Genomic DNA, 20755 nt, shown 5'->3' with positions numbered 1-20755 from the left:
TTTACTTGCCTCGCTCTGCCATCAGCAATGCGATTTCGTTCTCGTTAATGCCAACCATTGCTTCACCCAGATCGGTAGACAGTTCTGCAATCAGCTTTGCATCGGTGTAGTTAGTAACCGCCTTTACGATTGCTGCAGCACGCTTTGCCGGATCGCCAGACTTGAAGATGCCCGAACCAACGAATACGCCTTCTGCGCCAAGCTGCATCATCAGTGCTGCGTCAGCCGGAGTTGCAACGCCGCCTGCTGCAAAGTTTACGACCGGCAGTCGGCCATTTTCATGCACACTTCGGAGCAGTTCAACCGGAACCTGCAGTTGCTTTGCGGTCTCAAACAGCTCATCCTCACGCAGATTCTGCACACGGCGAATTTCTGCGTTCATAGCGCGCATGTGACGAACTGCCTGCACAACATCACCTGTGCCCGGCTCACCTTTGGTACGGATCATTGCTGCGCCTTCAGCGATGCGGCGCAGAGCTTCACCCAGATCACGCGCACCGCATACAAACGGAACCTTGAACTGTGTCTTATCAATGTGGTATACATCGTCCGCCGGAGACAGCACTTCACTCTCGTCAATATAGTCGATCTCGATTGCTTCCAGAACCTGTGCCTCAACAAAGTGACCGATACGGCACTTCGCCATAACCGGAATGGAAACTGCTTCCTGAATACCGCGAATCATCTTCGGGTCGCTCATGCGGGAAACGCCGCCTGCTGCACGGATGTCAGCCGGAATGCGCTCCAGCGCCATAACTGCACATGCGCCTGCTGCTTCGGCAATCTTCGCCTGCTCCGGTGTGGTTACGTCCATAATGACGCCGCCCTTCAGCATCTGGGCCAGCTCCTTGTTCAGCTTATACTGTACGCTCATGTCGTTCAGACTCCTTTGTTGTTTGGTATATGAACGCATTATACGCCCAATCTGAATATGTTGAAATACTCAGATTGCAATTATTTTATAATGCCAGTTTGCAAGAGATAAAGAAAAGCACGGTTTCTGTTCTAAAACAAAAGCCGTGCTTTATACTGCTTATCAGCTGTTATATGCTGTATTTTCCTCATCAGTTACCGCGTTTGATGTATTTGGTGTGGCATTCAGATAAACCGTTGCACCTTCATCGACGCCCCAGAAAATTTCGGTATTGTTCGCATCTGAAACGCCGGTTTCCACCGCTACCAGCTGATAGCCTTCGGGTGCTTCCATGCCGTCTGGAATCGGCAGTGTATCATCGAATGGAATTTCGTTGCCGTCCTTGTCAATGAGCGTTTTGGTGAATACACCCGTACTGCCATCCGCCGTGTGAACGATAGCGGAAGTCGGTACCATCAGGCAGCTGTCCGATTCGGCAACTGCAATTTTGTAATCGACCATCATGCCGCTGGAAATCGCCTGACCTTCGATAGAATCAACCGTGATAATTGCCTTAAAAGTCGTCAGACTGCCCTGACTGCCCGTGTTCTGACTCGGCTCCGGCGAAACCGAGTCAACCACACCGGTGAGCGGCAGCTCGGAACCATCCATTGTGTACATGTTCATTGTCACCGTCTGACCAGGCTCTACAGACTGCACTTCATCTGTCATCAGCTCGGCCGTAACAACGGTATCGCTTAGGTCGGAAACAACAACCAGAGGCTCGGTACCATCGGTCTCCTCCCCTTCTTCCGCGTTCAGTGAGGTGACAACGCCGTCGATCGAAGCCGTCATCGTGGCATCCAGAATCTCCTGCTGCAGCTTGAGAATGCGCGTCTGAATCTCACTCACCTTGGCCTGTGCGGCTGCAGCCGTACTCTGTGCAGCCGTGAGGCTGCTTCGCGCGTCCGAAGTATCCGGCGCTGTAACATTGGAGATCGACATAATGACTGCACCGCTGCTGTATGTGTGGTTCGAGCCGTTATAGGCCGTGATTTCACCGCCGATCGGTGCCGTGATAACCTGCTCCTTGATGTAGTCCAGCGTGCCCGACCCGGAAGAGAAAATCGTGCCGGCACTGTCGCTGTTGATCGTTGCGGTAGCACTCGTTCCCTGCGCCAGTGCACCGGAAGAATTCTGTACGGTCAATACAACAAGGAAAGTACCTTTGCCGGAAGCGGAATCAATCGACGAAACCACAGCGGAAACCTGTCCGACAGAGGTAGAGATCGTAGCCGTCTGACCGGCCTTGATATCTTTGGCATATTCCGAACTAAACTGTACAGCAAGCTGCATCTGGCTGTCGTTGACCATACGGCCGATGGTCTGTCCTGCACTTACCTTCTGCCCTACTGCAAATGTGCTTGATGCGATAAACTTGCCGCTGAACGGTGCCGTAGCGCTGCCGTGGGTGTACTGGCTTTGTGCCGAGGCAATGCGGCTCTGTGCCTGCGTAATCGCTGCCTGTGCGTTGGTCAGCTCACTCTGCGCGGCAGTGAATTCTGCCTGTGCCGCTGTCAGCTGTTCGCGGATTCCGGTTGGATCGACAACGACCAGCGGATCACCGGCATGCACCTCATCTCCCTCGGAAACCAGCACCTGAGAGATTTTGCCCTCAATTCCCAAGCCAAGTTCTTCCGTATTGCGCGCAGCCGTTTCACCGCTGCCCTCGATATAAGTGCCAATATCGCCATAGGTAACGACTGCAGTCGTCGGAAGTGTGTCCTCCGTGCCGGTATTGCGCGAGCGAATGACAGCAAATACCGAACCGCCGACCAGCAGAATAATCAATCCGGCTGCAATGATAACGCGGACGCATTTACTTTGATTAAATCTTTTGCAAAAGGATTCAGTAGACTGCTCTGCCTTCTCGTTTTTTTCGTCAACATCAGCTTTTTCGGATGCTTCTTCCGGTGCAGTATTTTCCTCCGTCTGAACGGTCTTGTCAGAGTTGTTTTCTGGCATCGGCGGAAGCGTCTGTGTCTGCTCAAGCTCCTGTTCATTCTTGCGTTTGCCGAAGAACTTCTTCTTGTTCTGGCTCATATTTTGATGTTCCTTTCTATGCGCTGTTCCTGTGAAACAGAGCCGTGCCTGATCTTGGAAGTTATCTCTTGATCAGAGCCTGTAAAAAGTCGTGTACTTTTGCGGGCAGTTCCTCCAGCGAACCGTCGTTGAGGAATTCCGCATCATAGGCGTACGCTGCAACGCCGTCGTCTGAGCGGTTGCCCAGCTGTCCGCGTGCCTGCTCAAGTGTCGGTCGACGCACGAGAATGGTCTTGCAGTTTACGCCTGCTGTCTGACGAAACCGCTCGATCTCCTCCGGTTCCCGGATATGGACGAACAACAGTTCCGCATCATTTTCAGCAAATATCTGCAGCTGTTCTGTGCAGTAGCGGAACGGAAGGTCGTTGAATTCCGTGCAGTCTGCCTTCAGCTGCGAAAGAAAACGACGTGCCGCCGGTGTTTTGGTGCCGTCCCATCCTGCGGCTTTGGCTACCTGCAAAATGGGTGTGATGGACGAAATGTTCTGCACCTTCCAGCTTTGCGCGGCAGCACTGCATACGGTATCCTTGCCGACACCGCCGCTGCCGTTTATGATAAACACTTGTTTGGTCAAGTAAAAGTCTCCTTCAAATGCGCATTTCTATACACTATACATTTTAGCACAGCAAATCGACCTTTACAAGCGGACAGTCTTTACAATTCTGTTAAAAAAGCGTGCCTGTTTTTGGCAGGCACGCCCGATTTCACAGGATGATGCAAATGAGTCCTCCTGCGCTTTCATTGATGATCTTTTCCAGTGTTTCACGGATTTTACTACGGGCATCATCCGGCATACGGCTCAATTTGTGCGACAGTTCCTCACGCACGAGTTCATTGAGCGACTTTCCGAAAATATTGGTTTCCCAAATCTTCTCCGGCTGTTCCTCAAACTCGCTGAGCAGATAGTGTACCAGTTCTTCCGACTGCTTTTCCGTGCCGACGATCGGATTGACCTCGGCTTTGATGTTGGCCCGCATCATATGGATGGATGGTGCAGAAGCCCGCAGACGCACACCATACCGCCCTCCCTGCCGAACGATTTCCGGTTCCTCGAGCGAAAGCTCCTCCACCGACGGCATCACAATGCCGTAACCGGTCTGATATACCTGATCGAGCGCACCATGCAGCCGTTCATACTGCTGTTTCACTGCAGCGAAATCCTCAAGCACACGAATCAAATCTGCGTCATCCCGCACCTGAATGCCGGTCTGCTCGCCGACAATGCCGTAGAATACGGTTTCCGGTACGTCCACATGCACGACCGCCGAGCCGCTGCCGAGCGCCATATTGTCCACGCTCGCCCGCTCGACGTATTCGTTCTCTTCGAGGGTACGGCATAGCTTCTGTACATCACGCATTTTCTCTCCGTCGGCGGCGGCTGTGCGAATGCACTGGTAAATGCTGTTCTGCACCGGATGATGCAGCGGCAGAGTACCGATATAACGCGGAAGGACAAAACCAATCTCGCAGACCGGAAATTCATACAGAACCTGCTGCAGAATATCCGCAATGCCGCTCTCATCCAGTTCAAGACAGTTCACCGCAATCGGTGCAATCCCGTACTGCGACTGCAGCTCGTCGCATACACGCTGTGCCGCTTCGCCGTTCGGTTCTGACGAGTTTACCAGTACGAGAAACGGCTTGCCGAGTGACTGCAGTTCCTCAATTACGCGTTTTTCTGCCGGTATATAGGCTTCACGCGGCAGCTCGGTAAAGCTGCCGTCGGTCGTCACCACCAGTCCGATGGTAGAGTGCTCGCCGATAACCTTGTGTGTGCCGATCTCTGCCGCTTCGGCCAGTGTCATGGGTTCCTCCTGCCACGGTGTAGATACCATGCGCGGTGTATCTCCCTCCATGCCGCCGAGTGCGCCCTCTACCAGATAGCCTACGCAGTCCACCAGCCGTACCCGGCATGCGCCGCCTTCCGGCAGAGCGATCTCCGCCGCTTCTTCCGGCACAAATTTCGGTTCGGCAGTCATAATTGTCCGTCCGGTGCCGGACTGCGGCAATTCATCCCGTGCGCGCTCCCGCTTGTAGGGATTCTCCATATCGGGCAGCACCATAGTCTCCATAAACCGCTTGATAAATGTGGATTTTCCCGTACGAACCGGACCGACAACACCAATATAAATATCACCGCCGGTACGGCTGCTGATTTGATCGTAAATCTGGTTTTCCATTCTCTTCCCGCCTTTCAGTCCTGAATCGGAATCAGCAGCATGGCATTCTGCACACACTCTGCCTCTGCCGGCAAGTCATTTGCACAGCGGATGGCCTGCTCGGTCGTACCGCAGTTTTTGGCAATGTCCCACAGCCGTTCTTCGCCGTTGATCTGCTTGAGAACCAGTGTTACGCCGTTATGACTGCTCTCCTTTGGCTTGATCTCCAACGCAGAGATATGGCAGAATGTCACACGCTCCTGTGTTGCAGCAGCACCGTTTGCGGTGATAGTCAAAAGCAATCCTCGCTCACCTGCCGCTGTGGCGCGTGCCGAAAGCGTAAGCTCTTCCGGCTCTCCGGCTTCGCTGTACGGCATGGTCAGCGGTACAATACGCTGTACCGCGCAAAGCTGCTGTTCATCACTCAAATACAGCACGCGAACACCAGCTTTGATTTGCAGCTCGCTCTCCGATACACGCTTTGCGCCGCAGCAGACCGCCTGCGCGGCAATCACATGAGATACATGCTGTGCGGTCTGCAAAGTCTCACTGCCTTCGGAGGTAAACGGCTGCGCGGATGGCATATTCTGCAATACAAGATGCTCTGCCTGCGCAGCAAGCTCCTTGCCGGGCAGATACATATCCTCGATGCAGCGCAGCCTGCGCTCCTGCCGCAGCAGTACTATTGCCTGCGCGCTGATGGTGCAGGACAACATGCCATCGGATTCCAATCGGCAGTCTGCCTCAGATACGGTCATCCGGACTGCAGTCAGGGCGTCTTCTTCTGCTTCCGGCAGCTCGAGAATCTGCGTGAACGGCGTGCTGCTGTTCAGTACGCGCACAGCATCATCCTCCTGCATGGCAAGGCAGTGCAGCACAGCTTCACCTTTCATGATGATTCTGCCATGCATGGCGCGGCACTCGGATACCTGCATCGTGCAGTCGGTGTGCAGAAGGGACAGCTCCGCTGCATCCGCAAGCTGTACGTCGTCCAGTATTGTCACCGGATAACTGCGTACCTGCTCCAGCAGCGTTATGCTCTGCAAATGGCTCAGGCATTCTATGCCGTCCAGTTCGACCGATTCCGTCACGTCGCACTCAGCTTTGCAGTAGCCTTCGGTTAAAAAGCAAAGCTGAACGCTGACGCTCACCTTGCGGCTGTTCATAGCTTCGGCATCTACTGCAGCAATGCGGCACACGGTGCTGCAGATGGATTCTGCCGTTAAACCCTCACATTCCTCAATATGCGCAAACGTGACCGGCACGGAGAGCCGACGCAGCTTACCACCGTTTTCCGGTTCGTACAGTACGGTCGTCTGCACGGTGCCGGATACCAGCAGGCGGTCATTCTGTGGAGTCTGGTCCTTGATGACCGCCGTACCATACGCGCACACGATTCGTCCGATATCCGGAAACGTGTCCGGCACAATCGAATCCGCACTCTCTGTCGCCGCAGAGATATGCGCTAATTTCTTTTCGTAGTAGCAGATGCTTGTTTGATTCAGTTCCATTGATGCTGCCTCCTTTGGTTTCACCGCTGCTCCTGCATTACCATATGAAGCGCTTGCGTAAAATATGAGCAGATCGGTTTCGCGTTGCTGTCACATTTTCTATCCGAGCTGCTTATACTGGTAACAGGAGCGTGATGCGCTATGTTCTGCCGTGGTCAGGCGATCGGTCTTGCCGTATTTATGTTTGGAACAGGCTTGCTGCTAGGCAGTCTGCTCCCATCCTGTCTGCCGGTGTGGCTGATTGCACTGGCAGTGATCGCGGCAGGGCTGTTCCTGCTGCAGTGCTGAAGGAGGGTAAGGCATATGAAGGTTGTTGTATGGAAAAGTCCCAAGTGCTTACGCGGGATCCTGTGCTGCCTGTTTCATGTAAACAGGGCATAAGAAAAAGCGCATTCGCAGATAAATCTCTGTGAATGCGCTTTTGGCTGTTTATAAAATCGTTACTTCTTTTCAGTCGTGCTACCGAAGCCGCCGGTGCGTTCACCGTCAGCCTCATCGTCCACGGTGATACCGAACGGCAGGAAAATACCTTGTGCAAAGCCGTCGCCTGCGGCAACCGAAAGGGTTTTGCCCTTATGATCGTCGCTGGTCATCTTAATGAGAATGTGTCCTTCATTTTTAGCCTCAAAGTAGTCGCTGTCGATAATGCCGACCGTATTGTCAAGCTGCAGACGGTGACGGAAGCCCAGACCGGAACGCGGGTACAGGCTCAGCACCCAGCCGTCCTCGATCATAACGCGGATACCGGTCGGAATAAGGATGGTCTCATGCGGAACAAGCGTAAAGCTTTCCGGCGCAAAAAAATCATAGCCGGCAGAGCCTTTGGTCGCGCGGCGCGGCAGCCGGATGTTCTGATAGACCTTCTTGGCCTCATCCGCGCTGCGGCGGGTAGCCGCGCACCAGTCACGGACAAACTGTTCCTCGGATACCTTGAAAAACTGTGCGATCTGTTGCATAATTCAGAACTCCTTTTTACTTATCGTCATGCAGGACGATATTGTTAGCCGCAAGCGTGCGCGGAACATCGATCACGCGCTGGTTGGCACTGCCGCGCCAGTGAAGCTGCGGATCGGCCTGCGCCTGTACAAAACGACCGTCGATCAGCACGTCAATCTGATCGAGAAACGGCAGCCACTTGATTTCCTCCCAGCGATAGCCGGTGTACAGCCAGATGGTCTTGTCCGGAAACTTCTGCCGAATCTCGCGGCACAGCTCGCTGACCTCCTCACGGTTGCCGGGGAAAAGCGGATCGCCGCCGGAAAACGTGATGCCGGAGATATAGTCCTTGCCGAGCTCGGTGAACAGCTCATTCTTTGCTGCCTGATCAAACAGCAGACCGCCTTCCGCATCCCATGTGATGGGGTTGTGACAGCCGGGACAGGCGTGTCCGCAGCCGGCCACCCACAGCACAACACGCAGGCCGTCGCCGTTGAGCATATCGTCCTTGGTTATATTGTGATACTGCATTCGTGTTACATACTCTTTCTTTCAGCAATTTCGGCCATCTTGGCATCGTTCAGGCGCGTATCGCCCTTAACGCGAGAGTAGGAAAGATAGCCGTTCATTCTCTCGATTTTGGTAAGGTTGCGGCTGCCGCACTTCGGGCAGACATCCATAGACAGTTCCTCATGACCGCAGTCATCGCAGTACGCGAGTGAAAGATTGACACCCTCATAGAAGCCCTTTGCCATGGCGCGGCGCACCAGAGAGCGAATCGCCTCATGGTTGTAGTCAATCGGATACTTGACGTACTGAATCTTACCGCCGTTGCACAGATTCCAGAAACGACCCTCAAGATCCTGCTTCTGAATCGGTGTCAGGTCCTCGGTAACATGGCAGTGGAAGCTGTTGGAGACATACGGACGATCGGAAACGCCCTCGATGATGCCGTATTTCTTGCGGAACTGCTCGACCTGCAAACCGCACAGACTCTCTGCCGGTGTACCGTAGATAGCATACAGATTGCCGTCCTCGTTCTTGAACTGCTCGACCTTATCGTTGATATACTGCAGTGTTTCGAGGGCAAACTGACCGTCCTCGGCAAGCGATTTACCGTTGTACAGTTCCTGCAGCTCGTTGAGTGCAGTAATGCCGAACGACGCAGTAGCGGTTTTCATAATCGGCTTGATCTTGTCCGACGGCTTGAGATGTCCGCCGTAGAAGCCGCCCTCGCAGTACGCCAACGGATTGGTGGATGCACGCATCTCCCCCAGGTATGCATAGGTGCGGATGTGCAGCTTGCGGATAAGCTCCAGATAGTAGTCCAGCACCTCGCAGAACGGACGGCTCTCCTGCTGTGCCTTAGCGTAGATCATCGGCAGGTGCAGCGATACCGCGCCAATGTTCCAGCGGCCGACAAATACCGGCTTGTCGCTCTCATCAGCGGGCTTCATGCCTCCGCGCTCGTACCACGGAGACAGGAACGCGCGGCAGCCCATCGGACTGATGATCGCGCCGTACTTTTTATACATGCTCGGCACATAGCCTTCACCGGTCAGCGACAGCCAGTCCGGATACATCGCACGGGACGAGCACAGGATACCGGCTTCAAATACATCCTCAAGCAGTTTGCCGGGACCGTGCAAGTTCTCATCGTACAGGAATACGATCTTCGGGAACAGGACCGGCTTTTTCTGGCCTTTTTTGCCCTGTCCCTTGCGGCGTACATTCAGCATGGTAATGGAGGCCAGCTTGGCAAAACGACCGGTGCCGGTTCCCATTGTCATGGTGATGAACGGATAGTCGCCGCGGCTGGATGCTACCGTGTTGAACTTGTACTCCCAGCCCTGGAAGCCCTGCTCAAAGTCGTTGAGAATGTCCGCCATAACTTCCTTCTCGACCGTATCAGCATCCAGTCCCAGACGAGTATACTTCTCGGTCAGCATTTTGTAGCTGCGCTCGGCATAGGGCTCGAGCAGCAGATCGACCGACGGCACGGTAAAGCCGCCGTACTGCTGGCTTGCAGCGGAAAGCACGATATCACCGATCACGTCAAATGCAACATTAAGTGTTTTCGGCTCGTTGTACCACAGATTGCCCATCTCAAAGCCGTCCTTGAGGACACTCGCTACATCAAACAGGCAGCAGTTCATGGTATCGCGGCGTGCCGACATATCGTGGACGTAAATGTAGCCGTCCCGACAGGCCTGCAGTTCCTCGGTGTTCATAAAGAACTTCTGGTACAGCTCCTTGTTGAGCTGATTGAAGATCAGGCTGCGCTTAGTGGAGACCAGCGCGGAATCCGTGTTGGAATTTTCCTTATCGCCGATATACATGATAGACTGGCTTTTCTGGTATACGCTGTCCAGCATGCCGACAAAATCCTGCTTATAGTTGCGGTAGTCGCGGTAGCTTTTGGCAACCTCCGGCTGCACCGACTCAAGTGCAGACTCAACGATGTTGTGCATTTGCCAGATCTGAATCTCGGTCATGTGATGGTCACGGATATAACCCTCGACATGATTGCAGATCGACTTCAACTCATCCTCTGTAAAGTTGTAGAGGACACGGTTTGCCGACTTATTGACGGCGATAACAACCTTCTGGATGTTAAACGGTTCTTTGGTGTGATCCTTTTTGACAACTCGAACCATGTGTTGTTCTTCCTCTCTAAATTTCATACGTTCATCATTATATCATATTGTCCGATAAAAAGCGAACAAAAAAGCACTGCTGTTTACAGGCAAAGCGTAAAAGTGCATACCCATATATCATGTGCCGCTATTGCATTGTACCATACAAGATATAGATTTGGAAGGATAAAATTCGACAAAAATATCATACATATTTTTGCGAAAATAATTCTTTGCACAAAATCGTCGGTTTTGCTTGCGGGTCTGCCGACTATCCTCTATAATAGATGTAGCGATCCTGACAGTAAGCCTCTGCGTCCGCAGATTCTGCATGAAAGGAGCCGTCCATATCGTATTGCAGCGTTTCTTGCACGGAAGCGCCGTTTATATCTGTATCGGACTGCGTCTTTCAGAGGACGCAGTTATTTTTATTCCGAGGTGTTTTTATGCAAACAAGAGTTGCCGTCATGGGAATCGTGGTAGAGAACACGGATTCTGTGGAACGGCTCAATACCCTGCTGCATGAGTACGGCAGCTATATCATCGGGCGCATGGGTATTCCCTATCGAGCGCGCAATATCAACATTGTGTCCATCGCCATTGATGCGCCGCAGGATGTGATTTCAGCTTTGTCCGGCAAAATCGGCAATCTGGACGGCATCAGCGTCAAGACCGCGTACTCCAATGTGCAGAGCGATGAATAAGGAGAAGCAGCTCATTGACCGGCTGGAAGCGCAGCACAGCCTGTCAATAGAGGAATACGAATATCTAATCGAAAACCAGAGCGATGAACTGGCAGCCTATGCCGCAGAGAAAGCGGTTGCCTTACGAAAACAGGTATACGGTACGAATGTGTACATTCGAGGACTGATCGAAATCGGCAATATCTGCCGCAACGACTGCTATTACTGCGGTATCCGGCGTTCCAATCCTGCGTGTGACCGCTACCGACTGACCGAGGCGCAGATACTGGACTGTGCCCGGGAAGGCTACGCACTCGGTTTCCGCACCTTTGTTATGCAGGGCGGCGAGGACAGCGCATTCTCGGCCGATGTGGTTTGCCATCTGGTACGACAGATCAAAGCCGAGTTTCCGGACTGTGCAGTAACGCTGTCGCTCGGAGAGTTCCCTCGTGAAGCCTATCAGGCGATGTTCGATGCTGGCGCGGACCGTTATCTGCTCCGTCACGAAACCGCCGATCAGGCACATTATGAAAAGCTGCATCCGGCGCAGATGTCGTTTGACAACCGTATGCGCTGCCTTCGTGATTTGAAAGACATCGGCTACCAGACCGGCTGCGGCTTTATGGTCGGCTCGCCGTATCAGACGGCACGAACACTCGCTGAGGACTTAAAGTTCATCGAAAAATTTCGGCCGGAGATGTGCGGTATCGGCCCGTTTATTCCGCAGAAGGACACACCGTTCCGCGATTTTCCGGCCGGAACGTGTGAGCAGACAGTGTATCTGCTGTCACTGCTGCGGCTGATCCAACCGAATTTGCTGCTGCCCGCTACAACGGCGCTCGGCACCATCCGGCCGGACGGCCGCGAGCGCGGACTGCAGGCTGGTGCAAACGTAGTGATGCCCAATCTGTCTCCGCTTGGGGTGCGAAAAAAATATGCACTGTACGACGGCAAACTATGTACCGGTGAGGAGGCTGCACAGTGCATCGGCTGCCTGTCGCGCCGTGTGGCGTCGGTCGGCTGCCGGATTGTTACCGCACGCGGAGATATTATCCGATAAGTGATACATTTTAAGGGACTCTGACGGAAAGAGTAATCCTCTGACCGCAAGATAAGAAAGGAAAACAAAAAAATGGCTCAGTACAACCCGAAATCACTCCATGCAGAGGAGTTTATCAACCATGAGGAAATCCTTGAAACGCTGAAATACGCCGAGGAGAACAAGCACAACATCGAGCTGATCGACAGCATTCTGGAAAAGGCCCGTCCGCAGAAAACAGCTACCGGCGTACACTGTGCCGGTCTGACGCATCGCGAAGCCTCCGTGCTGCTGGCCTGTGATATCCCCGAGAAGATCGAGGAGATGTATCAGCTGGCCGAGGAGATCAAGCTGGCGTTCTACGGCAACCGTATTGTTATGTTTGCACCGCTGTATCTGTCGAATTACTGCGTGAACGGCTGTGTTTACTGTCCGTATCACGCAAAAAACCGCCATATCACTCGCAAAAAGCTGACGCAGGAAGAGGTTGCCCGCGAGGTTATCGCACTGCAGGATATGGGTCACAAGCGCCTTGCCATCGAGGCCGGTGAGGACCCGGTCAACAACCCGATCGAGTACATTCTCGAGTGCATCAACACCATTTACTCCATCAAGCATAAAAACGGTGCGATTCGACGTGTCAACGTCAACATTGCGGCGACAACGGTCGAGAATTACCGCAAGCTGAAGGACGCCGGCATCGGCACTTACATTCTGTTCCAGGAGACCTACCACAAGCAGAGCTACCTCAAGCTGCATCCGGCAGGTCCGAAGCACGATTACGACTACCACACCGAAGCAATGGATCGCGCGATGGACGGCGGTATCGACGACGTTGGTCTGGGTGTTCTGTTCGGTCTGGAAATGTACAAGTACGAGTTCGCCGGTCTGCTCATGCACGCCGAGCATCTGGAGGCTGTACACGGCGTTGGCCCGCATACTATCAGCGTACCGCGTATCAAGCGCGCGGACGATATCGATCCGAACGTATTCGACAACGGCCTGAGCGACGAGCTGTTCGCAAAGGTTATCGCGTGCATCCGCATTGCCGTGCCGTACACCGGCATGATCATCTCCACCCGCGAGAGCCAGCAGGTGCGTGAGAAGGCACTTGGTCTGGGCATTTCGCAGATCAGCGGTGCTTCCCGTACCTCGGTCGGTGGCTATGAGGAAGAGGAGCGTCCGCACGACTCTGAGCAGTTTGATGTATCCGATCAGCGCTCGCTCGATGAGGTTGTTCACTGGCTCATGCAGCTTGGGTTTATTCCGTCGTTCTGCACCGCCTGCTACCGTGAGGGGCGCACCGGCGACCGTTTCATGAGCCTGTGCAAGAACGGCCAGATCCTCAACTGCTGCCACCCGAACGCATTGATGACACTCGCGGAGTATCTGGTCGATTACGCAAGCGAGGACACCAAGCGCGTCGGCATGGAGCTGATTCAGGAGGAACTTAAAAAAATCCCGCGCGATAAGGTACGCGAAATTGCAGCCGAGCATATCAAGGATATCTGCAGCTCCAACCGCCGTGATTTCCGCTTCTAAGGAGGGTTTCCTATGGGACTGAACGCACAGCCCTCCGGCGAGCGCGTACACATCGGCTTTTTCGGCCTGCGCAATGCGGGCAAATCCAGCGTGGTAAACCGCGTGACCGGACAAACACTGTCCATTGTTTCCGATGTCAAGGGCACGACCACCGATCCGGTGCAGAAGGCGATGGAACTGCTCCCTATCGGTCCGGTGGTTATCATCGACACGCCGGGCATTGATGATGAGGGCACGCTCGGTGAGGAACGTGTCCGCCGGGCGCTCCGCGTGCTGGAAAAGACGGATATTGCGGTTCTTGTCACGGACAGCACGCGCGGTTTGCAGCCTGCCGAGCAGGAGCTTATCGAGCTGTTCCGCAAGCGGGAGATTCCGTTTGTCATCGCGCACAACAAGGCGGATTTGACTTCGGTTCCTGCCGCCATGCCGGAAAACGAGATTTACGTCAGCGCAGCAGCCGACAGCAATATCCGTGAACTCAAGGAACTGATCGCACGAGCCGTCAAGCCGACCGAGCCGGAAAAACGTCTGGTTGCTGACCTGCTTGCGCCGAATGACACAGTCGTACTGGTCGTGCCGATCGACTCAGCCGCACCGAAAGGCCGGCTGATCCTGCCGCAGCAGCAGACCATCCGCGATATTCTGGAAGCAGGCGCAATTTCGCTTGTCACCCGCGAAACCGAGCTGACCCGCACGCTGGAATCCCTGCGTGAGCCGCCGCGGCTGGTTATCACGGACTCACAGGCGTTCGGCATTGTGGACAAGCTGGTGCCGAAAAATGTCCAGCTGACCTCGTTCTCCATCCTGTTTGCCCGATACAAAGGCAATCTGCGGCAGGCGATTCTCGGTGCTGCACAGCTGAATTCTTTGCAGGATGGCGATACTGTGCTCATCTCCGAAGGCTGCACGCATCACCGCCAGTGCGGCGATATTGGCACGGAAAAACTGCCGAACTGGATTCGCAGATTTACCGGCAAGGATGTGCAGTTCTCGTTTACCGTGGGCAATGAGTTTCCTGAGGACGTGAGCAAGTACGCACTTGTCGTGCACTGCGGCGGCTGCATGCTGAACGAGCGGGAAATGCAGTATCGTCTGCGGCACAGCGCCGAGCGGAATGTGCCGATGACCAACTATGGCATTGCCATCGCTCATATGCACGGCATTCTCGATCGTGCGCTTGCTCTGTTCCCTGATCTGCATCAGGCATGGAGCAGCACCGCAAACGGATAAAACATGGGGCGCGCTGAAAACAGCGCGCAAGAAAAGACGAGTAAGTTTCTCCGAATGGGGTTTGTTTACTCGTCTTTTTGCTTTAGATTAAGGTGTGAAACAACACCGGTGCAGTGTAAATGAGTGCAGGGACAAGAAGCCTTCTTCAGCCTTTTGCCCCTGTATTCTTTGCACTTTTTCTTGCTTACATTTTGAAAAATTGAAATGCTTGGTCTGCGTCGGGAATGCACCGCAGTTCACGCATGCCAGTGCTCCCAATCCGCAATGCGGTGCTGCAGCGGACCGGAACCGTGACCAAGATCCAGCTTGAAGTCAATACAGGCGGTCAGATACCGCTTGGCCCGCTTGACGCTGCCGACGAGCGACACGCCATGTGCCAGTCCGCATGCGATTGCACTGGATAGCGTGCAGCCGGTACCGTGCGTGTTCGGGTTGTCAATACGCGGCGCGGGAAGCCAGTGCATTTCTGTGCCGTCAAACAGCAGATCATCTGCGCAGTCTGCCAGATGACCACCCTTGACCAGAACGGCGCCGCCGGTCTTGCCGACGATTTCGCGTGCCGCCTGCTCCATATCTTCACGATTGGTGATGGTATGGCTGCAGACAGCGGCTGCCTCATGCAGATTAGGCGTTACCAGAGTGCACAGTGGGAACAGCTCCTCCTGCAGAACCTTTGCCGCATCGTGATGCAGCAGCGCGGTACCGCTTGAGGACATCATTACCGGGTCGAGTACGATATTCTTGGCGTGGTACGCCTTCAAGCGCTCCGCTACTGTGTGAATAATCTCTGCGTCATACAGCATGCCGACCTTGACGGCATCCGGAAAAATATCGTCAAACACACAGTCAATCTGTTTGCCAACCAGTTCAGCGGAAACCGGCTGCATACCGAATACACCAGTGGTATTTTGTGCACACACGACAGTGATAACGGCCATGCCATACACTCCGAAGGCTTCAAAGGTTTTCAGGTCGGTCTGAATACCTGCGCCGCCTGTCGGGTCGGTGCCTGCAATGCTGAGAACGGTTTTCATGTTAATTTTCCTCCAATCCTGTGCCGTCAAAGGCGGGAATAAAGCTCTCGCTGATGGATTCATCTTGCTGAAAAAAGCCGCCGAGTCCAAGCTCACCGAACAGCGTACAGGCATCTGCGTACTCCTCTGCGGTGATGGTGCGGTCAAGCTCGGGATAATCCTGCATATCAAACGGCGTGTACTGCCGCATAAGGCTGACAAGTACGCTGTCGCCCCATCGAGAGGCAATATCCCGAAGCACCTGCGCGGTGTCGCCGGCCAGTCCGGGCAGCATCAAATGCCGGATGACGGTGCCGCGCTTCAGCAGACCATTTTTATCAAACTGCGGTGCACCTGTCTGGCGCACCATTTCATCAATAGCCGGAACAGCGAACTCACGGTAATCCTCCGCATGCGAGTACAGACCTGCATAGTAGCTGCTGTAATACTTGTAATCCGGCAGATAGATGTCAATGTGACCATCGAGCAGCTGCAGCGTTTCCACCTGCTCATATCCGCTGGAATTGTATACAACAGGAAGCGAAAGCCCCTGTTTTCGGGCAATTTGCAGCGCTTCGATAATTTGCGGCACATAATGGGCGCCGGTAACAAGGTTGATGTTATGCGCACCTTTTTTCTCCAGAGAGAGAAAGGTTTTCGCCAGTGCATCTGCCGTAATGTTCTGTCCCTCGGCCTCTCTGCGGCTGATCTTTCGGTTTTGGCAGAACACACAGCCGAGCGAGCAATGAGAGAAAAACACCGTGCCCGAGCCATTTGTACCCGAAATCGGCGGCTCCTCCCACATATGAAGCGATGCGCGTGCAGCTCGATTTCGATGCCTGCACCGCAGGCTCCGCGACTTTTTGTGCGGTCTGCGCCACAGGCGCGCGGACACAGCTGACAGTTCTTAAGCATATCGGTCAAAATAATCCCTCCGATACGTTATATTATATCGTATTTTTGTCTGGAAATAAAGTAGGGAAATGTGATATAATAAACACTACGGCTTTGGAACGTATAGAATTTTCACGCGGATCAAAATCGTGTCTTTTTTATTAAACAGAAATACGAGTAGAAACATAGGAGATGCAACATGAAGGTTTCCCAACTTTTGAATCAGGATAAAGTAACCCTTTCTTTTGAGGTATTCCCGCCCAAGACCAGCAGCAGCTATGAGTCTGTCGCACACGCAACACAGGAGATTGCGGCGCTGCGTCCGGACTTTATGAGCGTTACATACGGTGCAGGCGGCGGCACAAGCGAACACACTGTTAACATCGCAGCAGATCTCAAGAAAAAGTATGATGTTACCGTTCTGACCCATCTGACCTGTGTTTCCTCTACCCGTGAGCACGTTGCAGCGATGGTAAAAAAGTATAAGGATGCCGGTATCGAGAACATTCTTGCACTGCGTGGTGATATTCCGGAGGGCGGTGCTCCGCATTCTGACTACCACTATGCCGCTGAGCTGGTACGCGATATCAAGTCGCAGGGCGATTTCTGCGTCGGCGGCGCCTGCTACCCGGAGGGTCACGTTGAGGCAGCCAATAAAACCGAGGATATTCTGCACCTCAAGGAGAAAGTAGACGCAGGCTGTGAGTTTCTGACTACGCAGATGTTCTTTGATAACAACATCATGTACAACTTCCTGTACCGCATTCGAGAAAAGGGTATTACGGTTCCGGTTGTTGCGGGCATTATGCCGGTGACGAATGTCAAGCAGATCAAGCGTATCACTTCCATGTCCGGCACCTACCTGCCCGAACGCTTCAAGGCCATCGTTGACCGTTTCGGCGACAATCCGGCGGCTATGAAGCAGGCAGGCGTTATCTACGCGACCGAGCAGATCATCGACCTGATTGCAAACGGCGTCAACCATATCCATGTTTACTCGATGAACAAGCCGGAAATTGCCGCAGGCATTCAGTCCAGCCTGTCGGAGATTCTCAAGTGATTGAACTGGATAGATCGGAAGCCATTCGCTACATGGGCTATCACGCACGCAGCCGGATGAGGCAGTACAGGCCAGCCTGACACGATGCGGTGAAGCACTGCAGCAGGCGGCAGAACCCAGGTCGATCTACCGCGTGTTTCCGCTGCAGCATATTGATGCGCAAACGTTCGAGATCGCAGATGTACAAATTCACAGCAAAAATCTGGCACGTAATCTGCAGGGTTGCAGCGAGGTCTGTCTGATGGCAGCAACGCTCGGCATCGGACCGGATCGCCTGATTGCCCGCGCGTCTGCAGTCCGGATGAGCGACGCGGTGATCTATCAGGCGGCGGCAGCGGCCATGGTCGAGACCTATTGCGATGAGGTCAACGAACGCATCCGGCAGGACGCAGCGCAGCGCGGCATGTACTGTCGGCCGCGGTTCAGTCCCGGCTACGGCGATTTTCCGATCGCACACCAGCGGGATTTCAGCCGCCTGCTGGATACGCCGCGCAAGATTGGCTTGACCGTGACCGAAAGTTGTCTTCTGGCACCTATCAAGTCGGTAACGGCGGTAATTGGTCTGTCTGAAACACCGCAGCCGTGTCACCGCAAGGGCTGTGAGGAATGCGGCAAGACGGATTGCGCTTACAGGAGATGAAAAGAATGAAACTGACCGAACGACTGGGAAAAGAATGGATATTTTTCGATGGCGGCATGGGCACCATCCTGCAGGAGCACGGCTTAAAAGCCGGTGAACTGCCGGAAACGTGGAACCTGTCCCATCCGGATGAGATTATTGCGCTGAACCGCAGCTACTTTGAAGCCGGCTGTGATGTGGTGAACACCAACACTTTTGGTGCAAATGCCCTCAAATATCCGGATAACCTGCAGGAAATCGTACAAGCTGCAGTTTCGCATGCAAAAACTGCGCGTCAGCAGGCAGGCCGAGAGGATGCCTATATTGCGCTTGACATCGGCCCGACCGGCAAGCTGCTCCAGCCGATGGGCGACCTGCCGTTTGAACGGGCGGTCGAGCTGTTCGGAGAAACCATTCGCATCGGTGCGGCGGCGGGCGCAGACCTCGTGCTCATCGAAACTATGAGCGACAGCTACGAGGCCAAGGCGGCTGTGCTGGCTGCCAAGGAAAACTGCGACCTGCCTGTGCTCGTAACGCTGATTTTCGATGAAAAAGGCAAGCTGCTGACAGGCGGCACGGTGGATTCCACGGTTGCCATGCTCGAGGGCTTGCGCGTAGACGCGCTCGGCGTTAACTGCGGTCTTGGTCCGAAGCAGATGCACCCGATCATCGAGCGTCTGACGCAGGTCAGCTCGCTGCCGATTATCGTCAACCCCAATGCCGGTCTGCCGCGCAGCGAAAACGGCAAGACGGTATTCGATATCGCGCCTGCTGAGTTTTCCGACCTGATGGAAGAAATCGCAGGCATGGGCGTGCAGGCACTTGGCGGCTGCTGCGGCACTACGCCGGAGCATCTGCGGCTGACCATCGAAAAGTGCCGTAAGGTACCGTTCCGACCGCCGGTAGCCAAGCGCCGCACGGTGGTCTCCTCGTTCTCGCAGGCCGTGGAGATCGGGCCGAAGCCGGTTATCATCGGCGAGCGTATCAACCCGACTGGCAAGAGCAAATTCAAGGCAGCTCTGCGCGAGAATAACATCGAGTACATCCTCGGTGAAGGCATGGCGCAGGAGGACAGCGGCGCACATATCCTTGATGTCAACGTCGGTCTGCCTGAAATCGACGAACCCGTGATGATGGAGCGCGTTGTTACGCGCCTGCAGAGTGTTATCGCGCTGCCGCTGCAGATTGACACCTCGGATACCATCGCAATGGAGCGCGGCATGCGTCTGTACAACGGCAAGCCGATGATCAATTCGGTCAGCGGCAAGATGGAAAGCATGGAAGCCGTGTTCCCGCTTGTACGCAAGTACGGCGGTGTTGTTGTTGGTCTGGCACTGGATGAAAACGGCATTCCGTCCACGGCAGAGGGCCGCATCCGGATTGCAAAGAAGATTTACGATACAGCGGAGAAATACGGTATTCCGCATGAGGATATCGTGATTGACGGTCTGGCAATGACCATTTCGTCGGACAGCGGTTCGGCTCTCGTAACGCTCGAAACGCTGCGCCGCATTCGTGATGAGCTGCACGGTCACTCGATTCTCGGCGTATCGAACATTTCGTTTGGTCTGCCGCAGCGTGAGATTGTCAACTCGAACTTCTTCACGATGGCGATGCAGAGCGGTCTGTCCTGCGCGATCATCAACCCGAATAACGAGGCGATGATGAAATCGTATCGTTCCTATCTGGCGCTGGCCAACCTGGATGAGCAGTGCGCAGGCTATATTGCGGCCTACGGCAACCAGCCGGCAGCGGCTCCTGCGGCAGCAGGCGGCACGGCGATGCCGCTTGCGGAGAGCATTGAACGCGGCCTGCGTGAACGTGCGATCGACGCGGCAAAGGAAATGCTGCAGACGGTTCCGCCGCTCGAGGTTGTCAACAACGAGCTGATTCCGGCGCTTGACCGCGTCGGCAAGGGCTTCGAGAAGGGCACCGTGTTCCTGCCGCAGCTGCTCATGAGCGCAGAAGCGGCCAAGGCGGCTTTCGAGGTCGTAAAGGACGCGATGAAGGGCGAAAGCCAGCAGATCAAGGGCAAAATTATTCTTGCGACCGTCAAGGGAGATATTCACGATATCGGCAAGAATATTGTCAAGGTTCTGCTGGAAAACTACGCCTATCAGGTACTCGACCTCGGCAAGGACGTTCCGCCCGAGGTGATCGTTGATACCGCTATCAAGGAAGATGTTCCTGTGGTCGGCCTGAGTGCGCTGATGACGACAACAGTTGTCAGCATGGAAGAGACCATTAAACAGCTGCGTGAGAAAAAGCCGGGCACCAAGGTCGTTGTCGGCGGTGCTGTGCTCACACAGGAATACGCAGATTCCATCGGCGCGGACTGCTACGCGAAGGACGCTATGGCAACCGTGCATTATGCGGATTCCGTATTTGGCGTATAAGATAAGAAAAAGAGACTGTATCACCGATACAGTCTCTTTTTTATGAAATTAAGCGGCGTCTTCGAGTTCTTCGAGCGCCTC

18 protein-coding genes are annotated in these 20755 nt (G+C 54.2%); 8 read left to right on the top strand and 10 right to left on the bottom strand.

What is annotated here, in order from left to right; all coding sequences use genetic code 11:
* Nucleotide 1: 1 nt before the first annotated feature.
* The 5 genes from pdxS to DXB00_RS06040 form a co-directional block, all read right to left on the bottom strand.
* Nucleotides 2–874, bottom strand: a complete 873-nt coding sequence (gene pdxS, locus DXB00_RS06060) for a pyridoxal 5'-phosphate synthase lyase subunit PdxS (protein ID WP_117750799.1) — start codon at nt 872–874, stop codon at nt 2–4.
* A gap of 162 nt (nt 875–1036) precedes the next feature.
* Nucleotides 1037–2956 (bottom strand): HlyD family secretion protein, encoded by a 1920-nt coding sequence (locus DXB00_RS06055; RefSeq protein WP_119214623.1) that lies wholly within the window; start codon nt 2954–2956, stop codon nt 1037–1039.
* A 61-nt stretch (nt 2957–3017) separates the two neighbouring features.
* Nucleotides 3018–3530, bottom strand: a complete 513-nt coding sequence (locus DXB00_RS06050; RefSeq protein WP_110436782.1) for a hypothetical protein — start codon at nt 3528–3530, stop codon at nt 3018–3020.
* Nucleotides 3531–3660: 130 nt separating this feature from the next.
* Nucleotides 3661–5136, bottom strand: a complete 1476-nt coding sequence (spoIVA, locus tag DXB00_RS06045; RefSeq protein ID WP_117750797.1) for a stage IV sporulation protein A — start codon at nt 5134–5136, stop codon at nt 3661–3663.
* 14 nt (nt 5137–5150) lie between these two features.
* Complete coding sequence (locus DXB00_RS06040) at nt 5151–6626, bottom strand: DUF3794 domain-containing protein (protein ID WP_118667859.1); 1476 nt, start codon at nt 6624–6626, stop codon at nt 5151–5153.
* Nucleotides 6627–6767: 141 nt separating this feature from the next.
* Here DXB00_RS06040 and DXB00_RS16295 point away from each other — a divergent pair, with 141 nt between their 5' ends.
* A complete protein-coding gene (locus tag DXB00_RS16295) occupies nt 6768–6914 on the top strand; it encodes a hypothetical protein (protein ID WP_158557213.1) in 147 nt (48 codons plus the stop codon).
* Nucleotides 6915–7066: 152 nt separating this feature from the next.
* Here the strand turns inward: DXB00_RS16295 and DXB00_RS06035 are convergent, their stop codons facing one another.
* From DXB00_RS06035 to nrdD, 3 genes are read right to left on the bottom strand one after another with little or no spacing between them, the layout of a single operon-like run.
* Nucleotides 7067–7582: a deoxyuridine 5'-triphosphate nucleotidohydrolase gene (locus DXB00_RS06035; protein ID WP_118285774.1), complete on the bottom strand. Its 516-nt coding sequence runs from the start codon at nt 7580–7582 to the stop codon at nt 7067–7069.
* Between the two features lie 16 nt (nt 7583–7598).
* A complete protein-coding gene (gene nrdG / locus DXB00_RS06030) occupies nt 7599–8093 on the bottom strand; it encodes an anaerobic ribonucleoside-triphosphate reductase activating protein (RefSeq protein WP_118729860.1) in 495 nt (164 codons plus the stop codon).
* Between the two features lie 5 nt (nt 8094–8098).
* Nucleotides 8099–10219, bottom strand: a complete 2121-nt coding sequence (nrdD, locus tag DXB00_RS06025; protein ID WP_118729861.1) for an anaerobic ribonucleoside-triphosphate reductase — start codon at nt 10217–10219, stop codon at nt 8099–8101.
* A gap of 425 nt (nt 10220–10644) precedes the next feature.
* Between nrdD and DXB00_RS06020 the strand changes: the two genes are divergently transcribed.
* The 4 genes from DXB00_RS06020 to hydF all read left to right on the top strand — a co-directional run bounded on the left by DXB00_RS06020 (nt 10645) and on the right by hydF (nt 14692).
* Nucleotides 10645–10902: a TM1266 family iron-only hydrogenase system putative regulator gene (locus tag DXB00_RS06020; RefSeq protein WP_110436788.1), complete on the top strand. Its 258-nt coding sequence runs from the start codon at nt 10645–10647 to the stop codon at nt 10900–10902.
* On the top strand, nt 10895–11941 hold the full coding sequence (gene hydE, locus DXB00_RS06015) for a [FeFe] hydrogenase H-cluster radical SAM maturase HydE (protein WP_118729862.1): 1047 nt from the start codon (nt 10895–10897) through the stop codon (nt 11939–11941). Before DXB00_RS06020 ends, hydE begins: the two co-directional genes overlap by 8 nt.
* 72 nt (nt 11942–12013) lie before the next feature.
* The gene (gene hydG, locus DXB00_RS06010) at nt 12014–13462 is read left to right on the top strand and encodes a [FeFe] hydrogenase H-cluster radical SAM maturase HydG (RefSeq protein ID WP_118729863.1); all 1449 of its coding nucleotides are present in this window, start codon (nt 12014–12016) and stop codon (nt 13460–13462) included.
* 12 nt (nt 13463–13474) lie between these two features.
* The gene (hydF, locus tag DXB00_RS06005) at nt 13475–14692 is read left to right on the top strand and encodes a [FeFe] hydrogenase H-cluster maturation GTPase HydF (RefSeq protein WP_118729864.1); all 1218 of its coding nucleotides are present in this window, start codon (nt 13475–13477) and stop codon (nt 14690–14692) included.
* 236 nt (nt 14693–14928) lie between these two features.
* Here the strand turns inward: hydF and thiD are convergent, their stop codons facing one another.
* Both thiD and DXB00_RS05995 read right to left on the bottom strand, forming a co-directional pair.
* A complete protein-coding gene (thiD, locus tag DXB00_RS06000) occupies nt 14929–15726 on the bottom strand; it encodes a bifunctional hydroxymethylpyrimidine kinase/phosphomethylpyrimidine kinase (protein ID WP_118729865.1) in 798 nt (265 codons plus the stop codon).
* A 1-nt stretch (nt 15727) separates the two neighbouring features.
* Complete coding sequence (locus DXB00_RS05995) at nt 15728–16510, bottom strand: radical SAM protein (RefSeq protein WP_330427918.1); 783 nt, start codon at nt 16508–16510, stop codon at nt 15728–15730.
* A 288-nt stretch (nt 16511–16798) separates the two neighbouring features.
* Between DXB00_RS05995 and metF the strand changes: the two genes are divergently transcribed.
* The 3 genes from metF to DXB00_RS05980 all read left to right on the top strand — a co-directional run bounded on the left by metF (nt 16799) and on the right by DXB00_RS05980 (nt 20674).
* The gene (gene metF / locus DXB00_RS05990; RefSeq protein WP_110436794.1) at nt 16799–17659 is read left to right on the top strand and encodes a methylenetetrahydrofolate reductase [NAD(P)H]; all 861 of its coding nucleotides are present in this window, start codon (nt 16799–16801) and stop codon (nt 17657–17659) included.
* A gap of 241 nt (nt 17660–17900) precedes the next feature.
* Nucleotides 17901–18299, top strand: coding sequence for a vitamin B12 dependent-methionine synthase activation domain-containing protein (locus DXB00_RS05985; protein ID WP_147359190.1), 399 nt, complete (start codon nt 17901–17903; stop codon nt 18297–18299).
* Nucleotides 18300–18304: 5 nt separating this feature from the next.
* On the top strand, nt 18305–20674 hold the full coding sequence (locus DXB00_RS05980) for a homocysteine S-methyltransferase family protein (protein ID WP_110436796.1): 2370 nt from the start codon (nt 18305–18307) through the stop codon (nt 20672–20674).
* Nucleotides 20675–20755: the final 81 nt, after the last annotated feature.

Origin of the sequence: Butyricicoccus sp. OF10-2, from assembly GCF_003481925.1 — a bacterium.
Taxonomy (GTDB): domain Bacteria; phylum Bacillota; class Clostridia; order Oscillospirales; family Butyricicoccaceae; genus Agathobaculum; species Agathobaculum butyriciproducens.
This window is presented reverse-complemented; position numbering and strand designations above follow the sequence as displayed.

Coding starts and splice junctions, on each gene's coding strand:
- hydF (WP_118729864.1), top strand. CDS start 13,475: ATGGGACTGAACGCACAGCCCTCCGGCGAGCGCGTACACATCGGCTTT.
- thiD (WP_118729865.1), bottom strand. CDS start 15,726: ATGAAAACCGTTCTCAGCATTGCAGGCACCGACCCGACAGGCGGCGCA.
- hydG (WP_118729863.1), top strand. CDS start 12,014: ATGGCTCAGTACAACCCGAAATCACTCCATGCAGAGGAGTTTATCAAC.
- DXB00_RS06040 (WP_118667859.1), bottom strand. CDS start 6,626: ATGGAACTGAATCAAACAAGCATCTGCTACTACGAAAAGAAATTAGCG.
- DXB00_RS05980 (WP_110436796.1), top strand. CDS start 18,305: ATGAAACTGACCGAACGACTGGGAAAAGAATGGATATTTTTCGATGGC.
- hydE (WP_118729862.1), top strand. CDS start 10,895: ATGAATAAGGAGAAGCAGCTCATTGACCGGCTGGAAGCGCAGCACAGC.
- DXB00_RS05985 (WP_147359190.1), top strand. CDS start 17,901: ATGGCAGCAACGCTCGGCATCGGACCGGATCGCCTGATTGCCCGCGCG.
- DXB00_RS16295 (WP_158557213.1), top strand. CDS start 6,768: ATGTTCTGCCGTGGTCAGGCGATCGGTCTTGCCGTATTTATGTTTGGA.
- DXB00_RS06020 (WP_110436788.1), top strand. CDS start 10,645: ATGCAAACAAGAGTTGCCGTCATGGGAATCGTGGTAGAGAACACGGAT.
- DXB00_RS06035 (WP_118285774.1), bottom strand. CDS start 7,582: ATGCAACAGATCGCACAGTTTTTCAAGGTATCCGAGGAACAGTTTGTC.
- pdxS (WP_117750799.1), bottom strand. CDS start 874: ATGAGCGTACAGTATAAGCTGAACAAGGAGCTGGCCCAGATGCTGAAG.
- DXB00_RS06055 (WP_119214623.1), bottom strand. CDS start 2,956: ATGAGCCAGAACAAGAAGAAGTTCTTCGGCAAACGCAAGAATGAACAG.
- metF (WP_110436794.1), top strand. CDS start 16,799: ATGAAGGTTTCCCAACTTTTGAATCAGGATAAAGTAACCCTTTCTTTT.
- nrdG (WP_118729860.1), bottom strand. CDS start 8,093: ATGCAGTATCACAATATAACCAAGGACGATATGCTCAACGGCGACGGC.
- DXB00_RS05995 (WP_330427918.1), bottom strand. CDS start 16,510: ATGTGGGAGGAGCCGCCGATTTCGGGTACAAATGGCTCGGGCACGGTG.
- spoIVA (WP_117750797.1), bottom strand. CDS start 5,136: ATGGAAAACCAGATTTACGATCAAATCAGCAGCCGTACCGGCGGTGAT.
- nrdD (WP_118729861.1), bottom strand. CDS start 10,219: ATGGTTCGAGTTGTCAAAAAGGATCACACCAAAGAACCGTTTAACATC.